The following is a 15,830-nucleotide window of genomic DNA, read 5'->3' on the forward strand; positions in this document are numbered from 1 at the left end:
ATGGAACTCCAGCTCCTGAATGAGCAAGGTCAAGCTGGCGCCGGCGTTGCAGCTGCCGACACCGTGTTCGGCCGCGAATACAACGAAGCCCTGATCCACCAGATCGTGGTCGCCTACGCCGCCAACGCGCGCAGCGGCAACCGCAAGCAAAAAGACCGTGAAGAAGTCAGCCACACCACGAAGAAGCCATGGCGCCAAAAAGGCACCGGCCGCGCTCGTGCTGGTATGTCGTCGTCGCCTCTGTGGCGCGGCGGTGGTCGCATCTTCCCGAACACCCCGGACGAGAACTTCTCGCACAAGGTCAACAAGAAGATGTTCCGTGCAGGTATCTGCTCGATCTTCTCGCAGCTGGCCCGCGAAGGCCGTCTGAACGTTGTCGAAAACCTGTCGATCGAAGCTCCGAAGACCAAGCTGCTGTCGCAAAAGCTGCAGGGCATGGGCCTGGAATCGGTCCTGGTGATCACCGACACCATCGATGAAAACCTGGAACTGGCATCGCGCAACCTGCCGAACGTGCTCGTCGTCGAGCCGAAGGCAGCCGACCCGATGTCGCTGGTGTTCTACAAGAAAGTCCTGGTCACCAAAGCTGCTCTGGCCAAGATCGAGGAGATGTACGCATGAGCACCGCTATCAAATTCAGCGAAGAGCGCCTGATGAAGGTGCTGCTGGCTCCGGTTATTTCCGAAAAGGCGACCTTCGTCGCTGAAAAGAACGAACAGATCGTGTTCAAGGTTCTGCCGGATGCAACCAAGCCGGAAATCAAGGCTGCCGTCGAACTGCTGTTCAAGGTCGAAGTGGAATCGGTGCAAACCGTCAACCGCGAAGGCAAGGTCAAGCGTTCGGGCCGTTTCACCGGTCGCCGCAACCACACCAAGCGCGCTTTCGTGGCCCTCAAGCCGGGTCAGGAAATCAATTTTGTCGAGGAGGCTAAATAATGGCACTCGTTAAGATGAAGCCAACCTCCCCAGGCCGCCGCGGCATGGTGAAGGTTGTGAACAGCGACCTGTACAAAGGTCGTCCGTTCGCAGCCCTGGTTGAGAAGAAATCGAAGACTGCTGGCCGTAACAACAACGGTCACATCACCACCCGCCACATCGGCGGTGGCCACAAGCAGCACTATCGTCTGGTCGACTTCAAGCGCCAGAAAGATGGTATCCCTGCCAAGGTCGAGCGTATCGAATACGACCCGAACCGTACCGCGCACATCGCTCTGCTGTGCTACGCGGACGGCGCCCGTGCGTACATCATCGCTCCGAAGGGCGTCGCTGTCGGCGATACCCTGATGAACGGTTCGGAAGCACCGATCAAGGCCGGTAACTGCCTGCCGATCCGCAACATCCCGGTTGGTACCGTGATGCACTGCGTCGAAATGCTGCCGGGTAAAGGCGCACAGATGGCCCGCACCGCCGGCGCCGCTGTCGTCCTGATGGCCCGCGAAGGCACCTACGCCCAGGTTCGCCTGCGCTCGGGTGAAGTCCGTCGCGTGCACATCGAGTGCCGTGCAACCGTGGGTGAAGTCGGCAATGCCGAGCACAGCCTGCGCAAGATCGGTAAAGCCGGTGCGATGCGTTGGCGCGGTGTCCGCCCGACCGTCCGCGGTGTCGTCATGAACCCGATCGACCACCCGCACGGTGGTGGTGAAGGCCGTACGGCAGCAGGTCGCCATCCGGTGTCGCCATGGGGCCAGCAGACCAAGGGCAAGAAGACGCGTTCGAACAAGCGCACTTCGTCGATGATCGTCTCGCGCCGCGGCAAGAAATAAGGGATAACACATGACTCGTTCATTGAAAAAAGGGCCGTTCATTGACGCCCACCTGGTGAAAAAAGTCGAAGCCGCGCAAGCGACCAAAGACAAGAAGCCAGTCAAAACCTGGTCGCGCCGCTCGACGATCACTCCTGACTTCATCGGTCTGACCATTGCCGTGCACAACGGCAAGGTCCACGTGCCGGTGTACGTGTCGGAGAACATGGTCGGCCACAAGCTCGGCGAATTCGCGCTGACCCGTACGTTCAAGGGCCACGCTGCTGACAAGAAGGCGAAACGATAATGGAAACTAAAGCAATCCTCAAAGGCGTTCGCCTGTCGGAACAAAAGGGCCGCCTGGTGGCAGACCTGATCCGCGGCAAGAAAGTTGACGCAGCACTCAACATTCTGCAGTTCAGCCCGAAGAAGGGCGCGACCATCATCAAGAAGGTTCTCGAGTCGGCAATCGCCAACGCGGAACACAACGATGGCGCCGACATCGACGAACTGAAGGTCGTGCAGATCTACGTTGAAAAGGGCCCGATCCTGAAGCGCTTCACCGCACGTGCGAAGGGCCGCGGCGATCGCATTTCGAAACAATCCTGTCACATCTACGTGACTGTCGGTAACTAAGGGGTCACACGATGGGTCAGAAAATCCACCCAACCGGCTTCCGCCTGGCGGTCACCCGTAACTGGGCGTCGCGCTGGTATGCTGGCAACGGCAACTTCGCCGAAATGCTGAAGGAAGACCTGGAAGCTCGCGCTTTCCTGAAGAAGAAGCTGAAGAACGCTTCGGTCGGCCGTATCGTCATCGAGCGTCCTGCCAAGAACGCGCGCTTCACCATCTACTCGTCGCGTCCTGGTGTCGTGATCGGCAAGAAGGGCGAAGACATCGAAGTGCTGAAGTCGTCGCTGACGAAGATCATGGGCGTGCCCGTGCACGTCAACATCGAAGAGATCCGCAAGCCTGAGATCGATTCGCAGCTGATCGCCGACTCGATCGCCCAGCAGCTCGAAAAGCGCATCATGTTCCGTCGCGCCATGAAGCGTGCGATGCAGAACGCCATGCGCCTGGGCGCTGTCGGCATCAAGATCATGTCGTCGGGCCGCCTGAACGGCATCGAAATCGCACGTACCGAATGGTACCGCGAAGGCCGTGTGCCTCTGCACACCCTGCGCGCCGATATCGACTACGGCACCAGCGAAGCATCGACCACCTACGGCATCATCGGCGTCAAGGTCTGGGTCTACAAGGGCGACCGTTCGGTCACCGGCGAAGCCCCAGTCATCGACACCCCGCCGGATGAGAAGAAGCCACGCGGCCCGCGTCGCGACGACGGCAAGCCGTCGCGCGGCCCACGTCCGGCTGGCGCCGGTCGTCCTGGTAATGCAGCACCTACCGTCCGTGCACGTCCGGCTGTCAAGCCTGCCGCTCCGGCCGCCGCTGCGCCAGCTGAGAAAGCAGGAGAATAAGCATGCTGCAACCATCGCGCAGGAAGTATCGTAAAGAGCAGAAAGGCCGTAACACCGGCATTTCGCACACCCGCGGCACCGCGGTCTCGTTCGGCGAGTTCGGCCTGAAGGCAGTTGCCCGCGGCCGTATCACCGCACGCCAGATCGAAGCGGCGCGTCGCGCCATGACCCGTCACATCAAGCGTGGCGGCCGTATCTGGATCCGTATCTTCCCGGACAAGCCGATCTCGAACAAGCCGGCTGAAGTCCGTATGGGTAACGGTAAGGGTAACCCGGAATACTACGTCGCTGAAATCCAGCCAGGCAAAGTCCTGTATGAGATGGACGGCGTCGCAGAAGAACTGGCGCGCGAAGCGTTCCGCCTGGCCGCTGCCAAACTGCCGCTGGCGACCACGTTCGTGGTCCGTCAAGTCGGCCAATAACAGGAGTTGAATATGAAAGCATCGGAACTCCGCGGCAAGGACCAGGAAGCGCTGCAAAAGGAGCTGAATGAGCTGCTGAAGGCCCAGTTCGGCCTGCGCATGCAAATCGCTACCCAGCAGCTGGGCAATACCGCGCAGCTCAAGAAAGTACGTCGCGACATCGCGCGTGTGAAGACTGTGATGAACTCGAAGGAAGCCAAATGAACGACACCACTAAAACGGCGCTGAAGCGTACGCTGGTCGGCAAGGTCGTGTCCGACAAAATGGACAAGACGGTGACCGTCCTGATCGAGCGTCACGTGAAGCACCCGCTGTACGGCAAGATCATCGTGCGCTCGAACAAGTACCACGCGCACGACGAGACCAACCAGGTCAAAGCCGGTGACACGGTCGAGATCACGGAAGGTCGCCCGATCTCGAAGACGAAGGCCTGGACCGTGACCCGTGTTGTGCAGCAAGCACAGGTCATCTAAAGCCTAAAAATTTGTCTTGCGTGGCCCGCTGGTATCTGTGATACTAGCGGGCTTCGTTCATGTGTTGCCGCAGTATTCCTCCGCGGTTCTGCGGCCTGTAACGAATGGAAAGTCCATCACCCAAACGTATTGCTCCAGCAGGGGCGGTGCGGCGGGACCAAGACTGACCGCAGGCCCACGGTTTCCGTGGGGTTTTCTACGGCTTAAGTTGGGAAAGAAAATACTATGATTCAAACCGAAAGCCGGCTCGAAGTGGCCGACAACACCGGTGCCAAGGAAGTTCTGTGCATCAAGGTGTTGGGCGGCTCGAAGCGCCGTTATGCGAGCATTGGCGACATCATCAAGGTCACCGTCAAGGTGGCTGCGCCGCGTGGTCGCGTCAAGAAGGGTGAAATTTACAACGCCGTGGTTGTGCGTACCGCTAAAGGTGTGCGCCGCCAGGACGGTTCCCTGGTCAAGTTCGATGGCAATGCCGCTGTCCTGCTGAACGCCAAGCTGGAGCCGATCGGCACCCGTATCTTCGGACCGGTCACGCGCGAGCTGCGTACCGAGAAGTTCATGAAGATCGTGTCGCTGGCACCTGAAGTTCTGTAAGGAGTCGACATGGATAAGATTCGTAAAAACGACGAAGTCATCGTTTTGGCCGGTAAGGACAAGGGCAAGCGTGGCGTCGTTCAGAAGCGTGTAGACGCTGAACACGTCATCGTTGAAGGCGTCAACGTCGCTAAGAAAGCGACCAAGCCGAACCCGATGACCGGTGTTACTGGTGGTATCGTCGACAAGACTATGCCGATTCACGTGTCGAACGTCGCGCTGTTCAACGCTGCGACCGGCAAGGCAGATCGCGTTGGCTTCAAAGATGTGGACGGCAAAAAAGTCCGCGTCTTCAAGTCGAACGGCGAAGTAGTGAAGGGGTAAGATAAATGGCCCGTCTCCAACAAATTTACAAAGACAAAGTCGTCGCCGAACTGACCGAGAAATTCGGTTACAAGTCGATCATGGAAGTCCCGCGCCTGACCAAGATCACCCTGAACATGGGTCTGTCGGAAGCAGTCGCTGACAAGAAGGTCATCGAGCACGCCACTGGCGACCTGACCAAGATCGCCGGCCAGAAGCCGGTCGTGACCAAGGCCCGTAAGGCAATCGCAGGTTTCAAGATCCGCGAAGGCTACCCGATCGGTACCATGGTGACCCTGCGCGGCAACCGCATGTACGAATTCCTGGACCGTTTCATCACCGTGGCCCTGCCGCGCGTGCGTGACTTCCGTGGTGTCAACGGCAAATCGTTCGACGGCCGTGGCAACTACAACATCGGCGTCAAAGAGCAGATCATCTTCCCGGAAATCGATTACGACAAGATCGATGCGCTGCGTGGCATGAACATCTCGATCACCACGACCGCTAAGACCGACGAAGAAGCCAAAGCGCTGCTCGCCGCCTTCAAATTCCCGTTCAGGAACTAAGAGCATGGCAAAACTTGCACTGATTAACCGCGAACAGAAGCGTGCAGACCTGGTGGAGAAATTCGCCGCAAAGCGTGCAGCTCTGAAAGCGATCATCAACGACCAGTCGAAGTCGGAAGAAGAGCAGTACGAAGCACGCCTGAAACTGCAGGCACTGCCGCGTAACTCGGCCCCGACCCGCCAGCGTAACCGCTGCGCCATCACCGGCCGTCCACGTGGCACCTTCCGTAAATTCGGTCTGGCCCGCACCAAGCTCCGCGAATTCGCCATGAAAGGCGAAATCCCGGGTATGACCAAAGCCAGCTGGTAATAGGAGAATAAGCAATGAGTATGAGCGATCCTATCGCCGATATGCTGACCCGCATCCGCAACGCACAAACTGTTTCGAAGACCACCGTCAACATGCCGTCGTCGAAAGTTAAAGTTGCGATCGCCAACGTCCTGAAGGACGAGGGTTACATCGAAGATTTCGCCGTGACCACCGAAGGTGGCAAGGCTGAACTGAAAATCGGTTTGAAGTATTACACCGGCCGTCCGGTCATCGAGCGCATCGAGCGCGTGTCCCGTCCTGGCCTGCGCGTCTACAAGGGCAAGAACGAAATCCCGTCGGTCATGAATGGCCTGGGCGTGGCAATCGTCTCGACCCCGCAAGGCGTGATGACCGACCGCAAAGCACGTGCTACCGGCGTCGGTGGCGAAGTGCTGTGCTACGTGGCTTAAGGAGTAGACATGTCTCGAGTAGCTAAGATGCCAATCGCCGTCCCGGCAGGTGCCGAAGTCGCAATCAATGCGTCGTCGATCACCGTCAAGGGCCCGCTCGGCACCCTGACCCAGTCCCTGAACGGCCTGGTCAAAGTGGAAAACAACAACGGCACGCTGACTTTCGACGTGGTCGACGATTCGCGTGAATCGAACGCCATGTCGGGCACCCTGCGCGCCCTGGTCAACAACATGGTTACCGGCGTCACCAAGGGCTTCGAGAAGAAGCTGAACCTGGTGGGCGTGGGCTACAAGGCAGCAGTGCAGGGCAACGCCCTGAACCTGTCCCTGGGCTTCTCGCACCCGGTGCTGCACGCGATGCCGGAAGGCGTCACCGCGGTCACCCCGACTCCGACCGAAATCGTGATCAAGGGTATCGATCGCCAGAAGGTCGGCCAGACGGCCGCTGAAGTGCGCGCTTACCGCTCGCCTGAGCCTTACAAGGGCAAGGGTGTCCGTTATTCGGACGAAGTGGTGAAGCTTAAAGAAACCAAGAAGAAATAATCGGAGCTGACATGGACAAGAAACAATCGCGTCTGCGTCGCGGACGTCAAACCCGCATCAAGATCGCCCAGCTGGGCGTGAACCGTCTGTCGGTTCACCGCACCAACCTGCACATCTATGCGAACCTGATCAGCCCGGACGCTAAGGTGCTGGTGTCGGCCTCGACGCTGGAAGCTGAAGTGCGTGCTGAACTGGCTGGCAAGACCGGCGCCGGCGGCAACGCTGCAGCCGCTGCCCTGGTCGGCAAGCGCGTCGCAGAGAAAGCACTGAAAGCAGGAATCACCGAAGTCGCATTCGACCGTTCGGGTTTCCGTTACCACGGCCGTGTGAAGGCGCTGGCAGAAGCCGCGCGTGAAGCCGGTCTGAAGTTCTAAGGAAGAATCGTCATGGCAAAAATGCAAGCGAAAATGGCAAGCGACAAGCCGGATGATGGCATGCGCGAGAAAATGATCGCGATCAACCGCGTCACCAAAGTGGTGAAGGGTGGTCGTATCATGGGTTTTGCAGCGCTGACCGTTGTCGGTGACGGCGATGGCCGCATCGGCATGGGCAAAGGCAAGTCGAAGGAAGTTCCTGTCGGCGTGCAAAAAGCGATGGAAGAAGCCCGCCGCAACCTGATCAAGGTGCCCCTCAAGAACGGTACGCTGCACCACACCGTTTCCGGTCGTCACGGCGCCTCGCGCGTCATGATGATGCCGGCCAAGCCGGGTACCGGCGTGATCGCTGGTGGCGCAATGCGCGCTATCTTCGAGGTGATGGGCGTGACCGACGTGGTCGCCAAGTCGACCGGTTCGTCGAACCCGTACAACCTGGTTCGCGCGACCCTCGACGGTCTGTCGAAAATGAGCACTGCTTCCGACATCGCTGCCAAGCGCGGCAAGTCGGTTGAAGACATCCTGGGTTAAGGGGAACAAACATGGCAAACACTGTCAAAGTCAAGCTCGTCAAGGGCCTGATCGGTACCCGTCAGGATCACCGTGCTACCGTTCGCGGCCTGGGTCTGCGTCGTGTCAACTCGGTTTCCGAGCTGCAGGACACCCCGTCCGTGCGTGGCATGATCAACAAAGTCGCGTACCTCGTTAAAGTTGTTTCGTAAGCCGCGGCTTACGTACGGAGAAATCAATGGAACTCAATACCATTCAACCAGCTGACGGCGCCAAGCACGCGAAGCGTCGCGTTGGCCGCGGTATCGGCTCGGGCCTGGGCAAGACTGCCGGTCGCGGTCACAAGGGTCAGAAATCGCGTTCGGGCGGCTTCCACAAAGTCGGCTTCGAGGGCGGTCAGATGCCTCTGCAGCGTCGTCTGCCGAAGCGCGGCTTCAAGTCGCTGAACGCAACCTTCAAGGCTGAAGTGCGTCTGTCGGACCTGAACAACCTGGCCGTCGGCGAGATCGACGTCATGGTGCTCAAAGCAGCAGGCATCCTGCCGGTGCTGGCGCGCGACGTGCGCGTCATCCTGTCGGGCGAGATCACCAAAGCGGTGACCCTCAAGGGCCTGAAGGCTACTGCCGGCGCGAAAGCGGCGATCGAAGCAGCTGGCGGTTCGGTCGCTTAATTGCGGCCCTGCCTGATCGGAGCAAAAATTGGCGACTAATTCACAACTTGGTAAAAGCGCCGCTTCCGGCTTCCCCTGGGGTCGGCTGTGGTTTTTGCTTGGCGCATTGGTCGTGTACCGCATCGGTGCTCATATCCCGGTCCCCGGGATTGACCCGGTGCAGCTGGCAGCGCTGTTCAAGCAGAACGAAGGCGGCATCCTGGGCATGTTCAACATGTTCTCGGGTGGCGCCCTGTCCCGCTTTACCGTGTTCGCCCTCGGCATCATGCCTTACATTTCGGCTTCGATCATCATGCAGCTTGCATCGATCGTCTCGCCGCAACTCGAGGCGCTGAAGAAAGAGGGCGAAGCCGGCCGCCGCAAGATCACCCAGTACACCCGTTACTTCACGGTGGCACTGGCCTTGTTCCAGGCGTTCGGCATCGCGGTCGCGCTCGAAGCGCAGCCTGGCCTCGTGCTCGATCCGGGCATGGGCTTCCGCTTCGTCACGGTTGTGACGCTCCTGACCGGCACCATGTTCCTCATGTGGCTGGGCGAGCAGATCACCGAGCGTGGTCTTGGCAACGGTATTTCGATCATCATTTTTGCCGGTATCGCAGCAGGTCTGCCGTCGGCCCTGGGTGGCCTGTTCACCCTGGTCTCGAACGGTTCGATCGGCAGCATTTCCGCGATCCTCATCGTGATTCTGGTGGCAGCGGTGACGTATGCCGTCGTGTTCGTGGAACGCGGCCAGCGCAAGATCCTGGTCAATTACGCCAAACGCCAAGTCGGCAACAAGATCTACGGTGGCCAAACCAGCCACCTGCCCTTGAAGCTGAACATGGCCGGCGTGATCCCGCCGATCTTCGCTTCGTCGATCATCCTGTTCCCGGCGACGATCGTCGACTGGTTCACGCGTGGCAAGGACACCACGAGCCCGTTCATCGGGTTCCTGAAGGACCTGGCCGCGTCGATGGCACCGGGCGAGCCGATCCACGCGTTGCTGTATGCGGTGGCGATCGTGTTCTTCTGCTTCTTCTACACGGCGCTGGTATTTAACAGCAAGGAAACGGCGGACAACTTGAAGAAGAGCGGCGCGTTTGTTCCGGGCATCCGTCCGGGCGAGCAGACTGCCCGCTACATCGACAAGATCCTGATGCGCCTGACCCTGGCCGGTGCGGTCTACATCACCCTGGTGTGCCTGGTGCCGGAATTCATGACCTCGCAGTGGAAAGTTCCTTTCTACTTCGGTGGCACGTCGCTGCTGATCGTCGTGGTCGTGACCATGGACTTCATGGCACAAGTGCAGAACTACGTCATGTCGCAACAGTACGAATCATTGTTGCGGAAGGCGAACTTCAAGGGCGGAATTCCGTCGCGATAAGCGGGGAAGGCATAGACCGAATGGCAAAAGACGACGTCATCCAAATGCAGGGGGAGATTCTCGAGAATCTCCCGAACGCAACATTTCGCGTGAAGCTGGAAAACGGGCACGTGGTTTTGGGACATATCTCGGGTAAAATGCGCATGAATTACATCCGCATTCTCCCGGGTGACAAGGTCACGGTGGAGCTCACTCCGTATGACCTGTCCCGGGCCCGCATTGTGTTCCGCACCAAGTAAAAATCATTAAAGTAAACGAACCGAAGAGAGTGCAAAATGAAAGTTAACGCTTCAGTCAAGCGGATCTGCCGCAACTGCAAGATCATCAAGCGCAAGGGCGTGGTCCGTGTGATCTGCGTCGAGCCGCGTCACAAGCAGCGTCAAGGTTAATTTCGAGGAATAACGAATGGCACGTATTGCAGGGGTTAACATCCCAAATCATCAGCACACCGTGATCGGCCTGACGGCTATCTACGGCATTGGCCGTCCGCGTTCGCAGAAGATCTGCGACGCAACCGGCATCGCTACCAACAAGAAGGTCAAGGACCTCGACGATAACGAACTCGAGAAGCTGCGCGACGAAGTTGCGAAGTTTGTCGTGGAAGGCGACCTGCGCCGCGAACTGTCCATGAACATCAAGCGTCTGATGGACCTGGGCTGCTACCGCGGCATGCGTCATCGCAAGGGCCTGCCAGTGCGCGGTCAGCGTACCCGCACCAATGCTCGTACCCGCAAGGGCCCGCGCAAGGCAGCTCAATCGCTCAAGAAATAATCTAGGAACCGACCATGGCCAAGCAACAGAGCAGCGCAGCCGCAGCAGCAGCCCGCGCACGCAAGAAAGTCAAGAAGAACGTCGCCGAGGGCATCGCCCACGTGCACGCGTCCTTCAACAACACCATCATCACGATCACCGATCGCCAGGGCAATGCCCTGTCGTGGGCTACCTCCGGCGGCGCCGGCTTCAAGGGTTCGCGCAAATCGACCCCGTTCGCAGCGCAGGTTGCTGCCGAAGCCGCAGGCAAAGTCGCTCAGGAATCGGGCGTGAAGAACCTGGAAGTGCGTATCAAGGGCCCAGGCCCGGGCCGTGAATCGGCTGTGCGTGCACTGAACAACCTGGGCATCAAGATCACCGAAATCCAGGACGTGACCCCGGTTCCGCACAACGGCTGCCGTCCGCCGAAGCGTCGTCGTATCTAATACGATAACGCTGACGCTGAAGCAGGGCGGTTTTCGGACCGTCCTGCGTCGCGAAAAGCCAACGACGGGGCCTTGCGCCCCGTTGTGTTTTACGAGATTGGTCGGCGCAGTGCCCTGAAAATGGGTTATACTGCCCGGCTCTTGTCGTCTGCCGTTTTTACGGCCGGCGTTTTTTCAAGCCACGTCTGCTCTCTACGAGAAGCGGACTAGCGCCTGCCGCATCGTTCGCGATGCCTCCGGGGCGTGATTATTATTTTAAGGATTCAACGTGGCACGTTATATCGGACCAAAAGCAAAACTGTCGCGCCGTGAAGGCACCGACCTGTTCCTGAAGAGCGCACGCCGCTCGCTCGATTCGAAGTGCAAGCTGGACATCAAGCCAGGCCAGCACGGCGTCAAGTCGGGTGCCCGCACCTCGGACTACGGCAACCAACTGCGCGAAAAGCAGAAGGTCAAGCGCATGTACGGCGTGCTCGAGCGCCAGTTCCGCCGCTACTTCGCAGAAGCATCGCGCCGCAAGGGCAACACCGGCGAAACCCTGCTGAAGCTGCTGGAAGCCCGCCTGGACAACGTCGCCTACCGCATGGGCTTCGGCTCGACCCGCGCTGAAGCACGCCAGCTGGTGAGCCACAAGGCCTTCACCGTGAACGGCAACGTCGTGAACATCGCTTCGTACCAGGTCAAGACCGGCGACGTGATCGCCGTGCGCGAAAAGGCCAAGAAGCAAGTGCGTATCGCTGAAGCGCTGTCGCTGGCTGAGCAAGTCGGCTTCCCGAGCTGGGTCTCGGTCGATGCCAAGAAGTTCGAAGGCACCTTCCGTTCGTTCCCGGAGCGTAACGAGATCGCTGCTGACGTCAACGAAGCGCTGATCGTCGAACTGTACTCGCGTTAATCGACGACCTCGGGGACGGCTTGCCGTCCCCTTGTCGTCACTCCGGCGCCGGCCTGGACAGTGCCAGTGGCATTGTCCCGGCCGGCGCCGGAACGACGAGGTGGTGTGCGGTGGCAGCGACCCCAAGGTCGGCGCCGCAACAGGATCGGAATCTCATCTCCCGTCGTTCACAAAATTCGCCTCACCGCCTGCTCGTCGAGCAGGCGCTTTCTATTAATGCCATCAGCCTTATCGGTGTAACGAGCCGAGGGTATTGAAAAGGACATTTCATGCAAAACAGTCTGTTGAAGCCACGTATCATCGATGTCGAAGCAATCGCTCCTGGTCACGCAAAAGTCGTGATGGAGCCGTTCGAGCGTGGTTATGGCCACACCCTGGGCAACGCGCTGCGTCGCGTGCTGCTCTCGTCGATGATCGGCTACGCGCCGACCGAAGTGACGATCGCCGGTGTCGTGCACGAGTACTCGTCGCTGGACGGCGTGCAGGAAGACGTCGTCGACCTGCTGCTGAACCTGAAGGGCGTGGTCTTCAAGGTTCACAACCGTGACTCCGTCACCCTGACCCTGAAGAAAGAAGGCGAAGGCGCCGTGCTGGCTTCGGACATCGACCTGCCGCATGACGTGGAACTGATCAACCCGGATCACGTGATCGCTCACCTGACCGCCGGCGGCAAGCTGGACATGCAGATCAAGGTCGAGAAGGGCCGCGGCTATGTGCCGGGCAACGTGCGCCGCCTGTCGGAAGACACCAACAAGACCATCGGCCGCATCATCCTGGACGCATCGTTCTCGCCAGTGCGCCGCGTGTCGTACGCCGTGGAATCGGCCCGTGTCGAACAGCGTACCGACCTGGACAAGCTGATCATCAACATCGAGACCAACGGCGTCATCACTCCGGAAGAAGCGATCCGCCAATCGGCACGCGTGCTGGTCGACCAGCTGAACGTGTTCGCCGCCCTGGAAGGCACCGAAGCCGCCGCCGAAGCACCGTCGCGTGCGCCGCTGGTCGATCCGATCCTGCTGCGTCCGGTCGACGACCTGGAACTGACCGTCCGTTCGGCGAACTGCCTGAAGGCCGAGAACATCTACTACATCGGCGACCTGATCCAGCGTTCGGAAAACGAACTGCTGAAGACCCCGAACCTGGGCCGCAAGTCGCTGAACGAGATCAAGGAAGTGCTGGCATCCCGTGGTCTGACCCTGGGCATGAAGCTGGAGAACTGGCCGCCGGCAGGTCTCGAGAAGTAATAAGTATTCACCCGAAAGTACACACCTACTTTCGGGTGGAATCAGCCAAAAAGGACTGGCAGAGCCAGATCCTTTTTGGGTGATCAAACCGTAGTAACCAACCTCAACTGAACCGGTCCGCGGGCATGCTTCGGCATGAACGATCGAAGAACTGGAATTTAAACACTCGAAAGGAAGTACCATGCGTCACCGTCACGGCCTCCGTAAGCTGAACCGTACCTCGTCCCACCGCTTGGCAATGCTGCGCAACATGACCGTTTCGCTGCTGCGTCATGAAGCCATCAAAACCACCGTGCCGAAAGCCAAGGAACTGCGTCGCGTCATCGAACCGATCCTGACCCTGGGCAAGACCGACACCCTGGCAAACAAGCGCCTGGCATTCGCCCGCCTGCGCGATCGCGAAATGGTGCAGAAGCTGTTCGCTGAACTCGGCCCGCGTTACGCCAACCGTAACGGCGGCTACCTGCGCATCCTGAAAATGGGTTTCCGCGTGGGCGACAACGCGCCGATGGCGTACGTCGAACTGCTGGACCGTCCGGAAGTCACCTCGGCTGAAGAAGCACCGACCGCCGAGTAATCGCTTTCCGCGGCTCAAAAAACCAGGCTCCGGCCTGGTTTTTTTTCGCCTGTGCTCCGGCTCCGGCCTGCACGCAGATTCCCACGCCGGTGTACCATGCCGATGCGCTGTAAAAATTCATTGGATACCATGTTCTTCACCCTCCGTCGATTTTCGCGCGGGCTGTTGCAAGCCTGCACCACGCTCCTGGCCGTCTTGCTATTGTCGGGCGCCGGCGCCGCCCAGGCCGCCGACGAATTCCTCGACCCCGCGATTGCCTTCCGCTTCGAGGCGCGCATGCTCGACCCGCAGACGGTCGAGCTGCGCTACCAGATTGCCGACGGCTACTACATGTACCGCGAGCGCTTCGCCTTCCAGGCCAACGGCGTGAAACTCGGCACGCCCGCCATCCCGCCGGGCAAGGTGAAGTACGACGAGACCTTCCAGAAGGATGTCGAGACCCACAAGGGCGAGCTGCGGATCCGAATTCCCGTGGAGGGCAGCGGTCCGTTCACCCTGAGCGCGACCAGCCAGGGCTGCGCCGACGCCGGCCTGTGCTACCCGCCGCAGGAGCACAGCGCCCAGCTGTCCGCCGGCAGCGGCGGCGCGGCCGCGCCTGCGCTGCCGATCGGCGCCGGCGTGGCGCAGATGTCGACCGCGCCGCTGTCGTCGACGCCGCAGATGGAAACGCCGGCAGCGGCGCCAGCCCAGGCGCCGGCGGCAGCGGTCGCGGCGGCATCCCAGCCATCCGACATGGCCGGCATCGCGGGCATCCTCGAAGGCGGGCGCCTGCTGGCGATCGTGCCGGCCTTCGTCCTGCTCGGCCTGGGCCTGGCGTTCACGCCCTGCGTACTGCCGATGGTGCCGATCCTGTCCTCGATCATCGTCGGCGAAGGCCGGCAAGTGAGCCGCGCGCGCGGCTTCAGCCTGTCGCTGACCTATTCGCTGGGCATGGCGATTGTCTACACCGCGCTGGGCGTGGCTGCCGGCCTGGCGGGCGAGGGCCTGGCCGCGGCGCTGCAGAATCCCTGGGTGCTGGGCGCTTTCGGGCTCCTGATCGTGGCGATGGCCCTGTCGATGTTCGGCTTTTATGAACTGCAACTGCCGAGCGCGCTGCAAAGCCGCCTCGCCAGCGCCTCGGGCCGCCAGTCGGGCGGCAAGCTGGTCGGGGTGTTCGCCATGGGCGCGATCTCGGCGCTGATCGTCGGCCCCTGCGTGGCCGCGCCGCTGGCTGGCGCGCTGGTCTACATCAGCCAGACCCGCGACGTGGTCATCGGCGGCGCCGCGCTGTTCGCGATGGCGGTCGGCATGAGCATTCCGCTGCTGCTGGTCGGTGTGTCGGCCGGCTCGCTGCTGCCGCGCGCCGGCGCCTGGATGGAATCGGTCAAGCGCCTGTTCGGCGTGCTGATGCTGGCGATGGCACTGTGGCTGGTGTCGCCGGTGCTGCCGCCGGTCGTGCAGATGCTCGGCTGGGCCGCGCTGCTGTTCGGCTACGGCTTTTACCTGCTGCGCAAGCACAGGCACTGGGGCGCGATGGCGGCGGGCGCCGCGTTTGCCGTGCTGGGTGGCGTGCAGCTGGTCGGCGCCGCCACCGGCGGGCGCGATGCGCTCGCACCGCTGGCCCACCTGAGCGGGGAAGCGCACCGGGAACTGGTGTTCAAGCGCATCAAGACCGTGGACGACCTCGACCGCGAACTGGCGAGTACCGGCGGCAAGACCGTGATGCTCGATTTTTATGCCGACTGGTGCGTGTCCTGCAAGGAAATGGAAAAGCTGACCTTCGTCGACCCGGCAGTACAGGCGAAGCTGGCGAACACGATCCTGCTGCAGGTCGACGTCACGGCCAACGATGCGGACGACAAGGCGATGCTGAAGCGCTTCAAGCTGTTCGGGCCACCGGGGATCATCCTGTTCGGGGCGGATGGGAAAGAGATCGAGGACAGCCGGGTGATCGGCTACCAGGATCCCAAGAAATTCCTGAACTCCCTGGCGAAGCTGCCGTGAGTTGACGCGCGCCCGGCAGGGCGTACGAAATATTTATGAGGTCATATTTATGGGGTCAGGTTGAGGTGGTCCGTGTTTCATGGACATCCAAATAGGGGACAATAAGCCCTGGAAGGATATACATGAAAAAGAAAGAGCTACCGTCAAAGCGGGAGATCGCTCCCGCTTCATCCGCATT

Annotated in this window: 28 protein-coding genes; all 28 read left to right on the top strand. The window is 60.3% G+C overall.

Features of this window, described 5'->3' with window-relative positions; all coding sequences use genetic code 11:
- The 28 genes from rplD to dsbD all read left to right on the top strand — a co-directional run bounded on the left by rplD (nt 1) and on the right by dsbD (nt 15,652).
- A complete protein-coding gene (gene rplD, locus AB3347_RS25060; RefSeq protein WP_027867260.1) occupies nt 1-621 on the top strand; it encodes a 50S ribosomal protein L4 in 621 nt (206 codons plus the stop codon).
- Nucleotides 618-935, top strand: coding sequence for a 50S ribosomal protein L23 (gene rplW / locus AB3347_RS25065; RefSeq protein ID WP_027867259.1), 318 nt, complete (start codon nt 618-620; stop codon nt 933-935). The genes rplD and rplW overlap by 4 nt, the downstream gene beginning before the upstream one ends.
- Entirely contained in the window at nt 935-1,762 is an 828-nt protein-coding gene (rplB, locus tag AB3347_RS25070) for a 50S ribosomal protein L2 (protein ID WP_258826436.1), read from the top strand. The genes rplW and rplB overlap by 1 nt, the downstream gene beginning before the upstream one ends.
- Before the next feature lie 10 nt (nt 1,763-1,772).
- Entirely contained in the window at nt 1,773-2,048 is a 276-nt protein-coding gene (gene rpsS, locus AB3347_RS25075) for a 30S ribosomal protein S19 (protein ID WP_005663463.1), read from the top strand.
- Entirely contained in the window at nt 2,045-2,377 is a 333-nt protein-coding gene (gene rplV, locus AB3347_RS25080; RefSeq protein ID WP_171085678.1) for a 50S ribosomal protein L22, read from the top strand. The genes rpsS and rplV overlap by 4 nt, the downstream gene beginning before the upstream one ends.
- A gap of 11 nt (nt 2,378-2,388) precedes the next feature.
- Nucleotides 2,389-3,219, top strand: a complete 831-nt coding sequence (gene rpsC, locus AB3347_RS25085; RefSeq protein WP_369094398.1) for a 30S ribosomal protein S3 — start codon at nt 2,389-2,391, stop codon at nt 3,217-3,219.
- A gap of 2 nt (nt 3,220-3,221) precedes the next feature.
- A complete protein-coding gene (rplP, locus tag AB3347_RS25090) occupies nt 3,222-3,641 on the top strand; it encodes a 50S ribosomal protein L16 (protein WP_005663456.1) in 420 nt (139 codons plus the stop codon).
- A 12-nt stretch (nt 3,642-3,653) separates the two neighbouring features.
- The gene (rpmC, locus tag AB3347_RS25095; RefSeq protein ID WP_027867254.1) at nt 3,654-3,845 is read left to right on the top strand and encodes a 50S ribosomal protein L29; all 192 of its coding nucleotides are present in this window, start codon (nt 3,654-3,656) and stop codon (nt 3,843-3,845) included.
- On the top strand, nt 3,842-4,114 hold the full coding sequence (gene rpsQ / locus AB3347_RS25100) for a 30S ribosomal protein S17 (RefSeq protein ID WP_036246286.1): 273 nt from the start codon (nt 3,842-3,844) through the stop codon (nt 4,112-4,114). Before rpmC ends, rpsQ begins: the two co-directional genes overlap by 4 nt.
- Nucleotides 4,115-4,339: 225 nt before the next feature.
- The gene (gene rplN / locus AB3347_RS25105; RefSeq protein ID WP_005663451.1) at nt 4,340-4,708 is read left to right on the top strand and encodes a 50S ribosomal protein L14; all 369 of its coding nucleotides are present in this window, start codon (nt 4,340-4,342) and stop codon (nt 4,706-4,708) included.
- A 9-nt stretch (nt 4,709-4,717) separates the two neighbouring features.
- Complete coding sequence (gene rplX, locus AB3347_RS25110) at nt 4,718-5,032, top strand: 50S ribosomal protein L24 (RefSeq protein ID WP_036208955.1); 315 nt, start codon at nt 4,718-4,720, stop codon at nt 5,030-5,032.
- A gap of 5 nt (nt 5,033-5,037) precedes the next feature.
- The gene (gene rplE / locus AB3347_RS25115) at nt 5,038-5,577 is read left to right on the top strand and encodes a 50S ribosomal protein L5 (RefSeq protein WP_036208953.1); all 540 of its coding nucleotides are present in this window, start codon (nt 5,038-5,040) and stop codon (nt 5,575-5,577) included.
- A 4-nt stretch (nt 5,578-5,581) separates the two neighbouring features.
- Nucleotides 5,582-5,887: a 30S ribosomal protein S14 gene (gene rpsN / locus AB3347_RS25120; protein WP_369094399.1), complete on the top strand. Its 306-nt coding sequence runs from the start codon at nt 5,582-5,584 to the stop codon at nt 5,885-5,887.
- 14 nt (nt 5,888-5,901) lie between these two features.
- Nucleotides 5,902-6,297 (top strand): 30S ribosomal protein S8, encoded by a 396-nt coding sequence (gene rpsH / locus AB3347_RS25125; RefSeq protein ID WP_027867250.1) that lies wholly within the window; start codon nt 5,902-5,904, stop codon nt 6,295-6,297.
- A 9-nt stretch (nt 6,298-6,306) separates the two neighbouring features.
- Nucleotides 6,307-6,840, top strand: a complete 534-nt coding sequence (gene rplF, locus AB3347_RS25130) for a 50S ribosomal protein L6 (protein WP_036208949.1) — start codon at nt 6,307-6,309, stop codon at nt 6,838-6,840.
- 11 nt (nt 6,841-6,851) lie between these two features.
- Nucleotides 6,852-7,214, top strand: coding sequence for a 50S ribosomal protein L18 (gene rplR, locus AB3347_RS25135; protein ID WP_005663438.1), 363 nt, complete (start codon nt 6,852-6,854; stop codon nt 7,212-7,214).
- A gap of 12 nt (nt 7,215-7,226) precedes the next feature.
- On the top strand, nt 7,227-7,745 hold the full coding sequence (gene rpsE, locus AB3347_RS25140) for a 30S ribosomal protein S5 (RefSeq protein ID WP_183554232.1): 519 nt from the start codon (nt 7,227-7,229) through the stop codon (nt 7,743-7,745).
- A gap of 11 nt (nt 7,746-7,756) precedes the next feature.
- Entirely contained in the window at nt 7,757-7,936 is a 180-nt protein-coding gene (rpmD, locus tag AB3347_RS25145; RefSeq protein WP_036246278.1) for a 50S ribosomal protein L30, read from the top strand.
- Between the two features lie 26 nt (nt 7,937-7,962).
- The gene (gene rplO, locus AB3347_RS25150; RefSeq protein ID WP_369094400.1) at nt 7,963-8,394 is read left to right on the top strand and encodes a 50S ribosomal protein L15; all 432 of its coding nucleotides are present in this window, start codon (nt 7,963-7,965) and stop codon (nt 8,392-8,394) included.
- 28 nt (nt 8,395-8,422) lie between these two features.
- Nucleotides 8,423-9,757 carry a preprotein translocase subunit SecY gene (secY, locus tag AB3347_RS25155; protein WP_369094401.1) on the top strand — a complete coding sequence of 445 codons (1,335 nt, stop codon included), beginning with the start codon at nt 8,423-8,425 and terminating at the stop codon, nt 9,755-9,757.
- A 20-nt stretch (nt 9,758-9,777) separates the two neighbouring features.
- Nucleotides 9,778-9,996: a translation initiation factor IF-1 gene (gene infA / locus AB3347_RS25160; protein WP_005663428.1), complete on the top strand. Its 219-nt coding sequence runs from the start codon at nt 9,778-9,780 to the stop codon at nt 9,994-9,996.
- Nucleotides 9,997-10,032: 36 nt separating this feature from the next.
- Nucleotides 10,033-10,146, top strand: coding sequence for a 50S ribosomal protein L36 (rpmJ, locus tag AB3347_RS25165; protein WP_005663407.1), 114 nt, complete (start codon nt 10,033-10,035; stop codon nt 10,144-10,146).
- Between the two features lie 16 nt (nt 10,147-10,162).
- Complete coding sequence (gene rpsM, locus AB3347_RS25170) at nt 10,163-10,528, top strand: 30S ribosomal protein S13 (protein ID WP_036208931.1); 366 nt, start codon at nt 10,163-10,165, stop codon at nt 10,526-10,528.
- Between the two features lie 14 nt (nt 10,529-10,542).
- Nucleotides 10,543-10,953, top strand: a complete 411-nt coding sequence (rpsK, locus tag AB3347_RS25175) for a 30S ribosomal protein S11 (protein WP_027867243.1) — start codon at nt 10,543-10,545, stop codon at nt 10,951-10,953.
- A gap of 268 nt (nt 10,954-11,221) precedes the next feature.
- A complete protein-coding gene (rpsD, locus tag AB3347_RS25180; RefSeq protein WP_369094402.1) occupies nt 11,222-11,845 on the top strand; it encodes a 30S ribosomal protein S4 in 624 nt (207 codons plus the stop codon).
- A gap of 269 nt (nt 11,846-12,114) precedes the next feature.
- Nucleotides 12,115-13,092 carry a DNA-directed RNA polymerase subunit alpha gene (gene rpoA, locus AB3347_RS25185; RefSeq protein WP_027867241.1) on the top strand — a complete coding sequence of 326 codons (978 nt, stop codon included), beginning with the start codon at nt 12,115-12,117 and terminating at the stop codon, nt 13,090-13,092.
- A gap of 181 nt (nt 13,093-13,273) precedes the next feature.
- Nucleotides 13,274-13,669: a 50S ribosomal protein L17 gene (gene rplQ / locus AB3347_RS25190; RefSeq protein WP_005663400.1), complete on the top strand. Its 396-nt coding sequence runs from the start codon at nt 13,274-13,276 to the stop codon at nt 13,667-13,669.
- 129 nt (nt 13,670-13,798) lie between these two features.
- Nucleotides 13,799-15,652 (top strand): protein-disulfide reductase DsbD, encoded by a 1,854-nt coding sequence (gene dsbD, locus AB3347_RS25195; RefSeq protein ID WP_369094403.1) that lies wholly within the window; start codon nt 13,799-13,801, stop codon nt 15,650-15,652.
- Nucleotides 15,653-15,830: the final 178 nt, after the last annotated feature.

It is taken from the genome of Massilia sp. X63 (assembly GCF_041023745.1).
GTDB lineage: Bacteria > Pseudomonadota > Gammaproteobacteria > Burkholderiales > Burkholderiaceae_D > Telluria.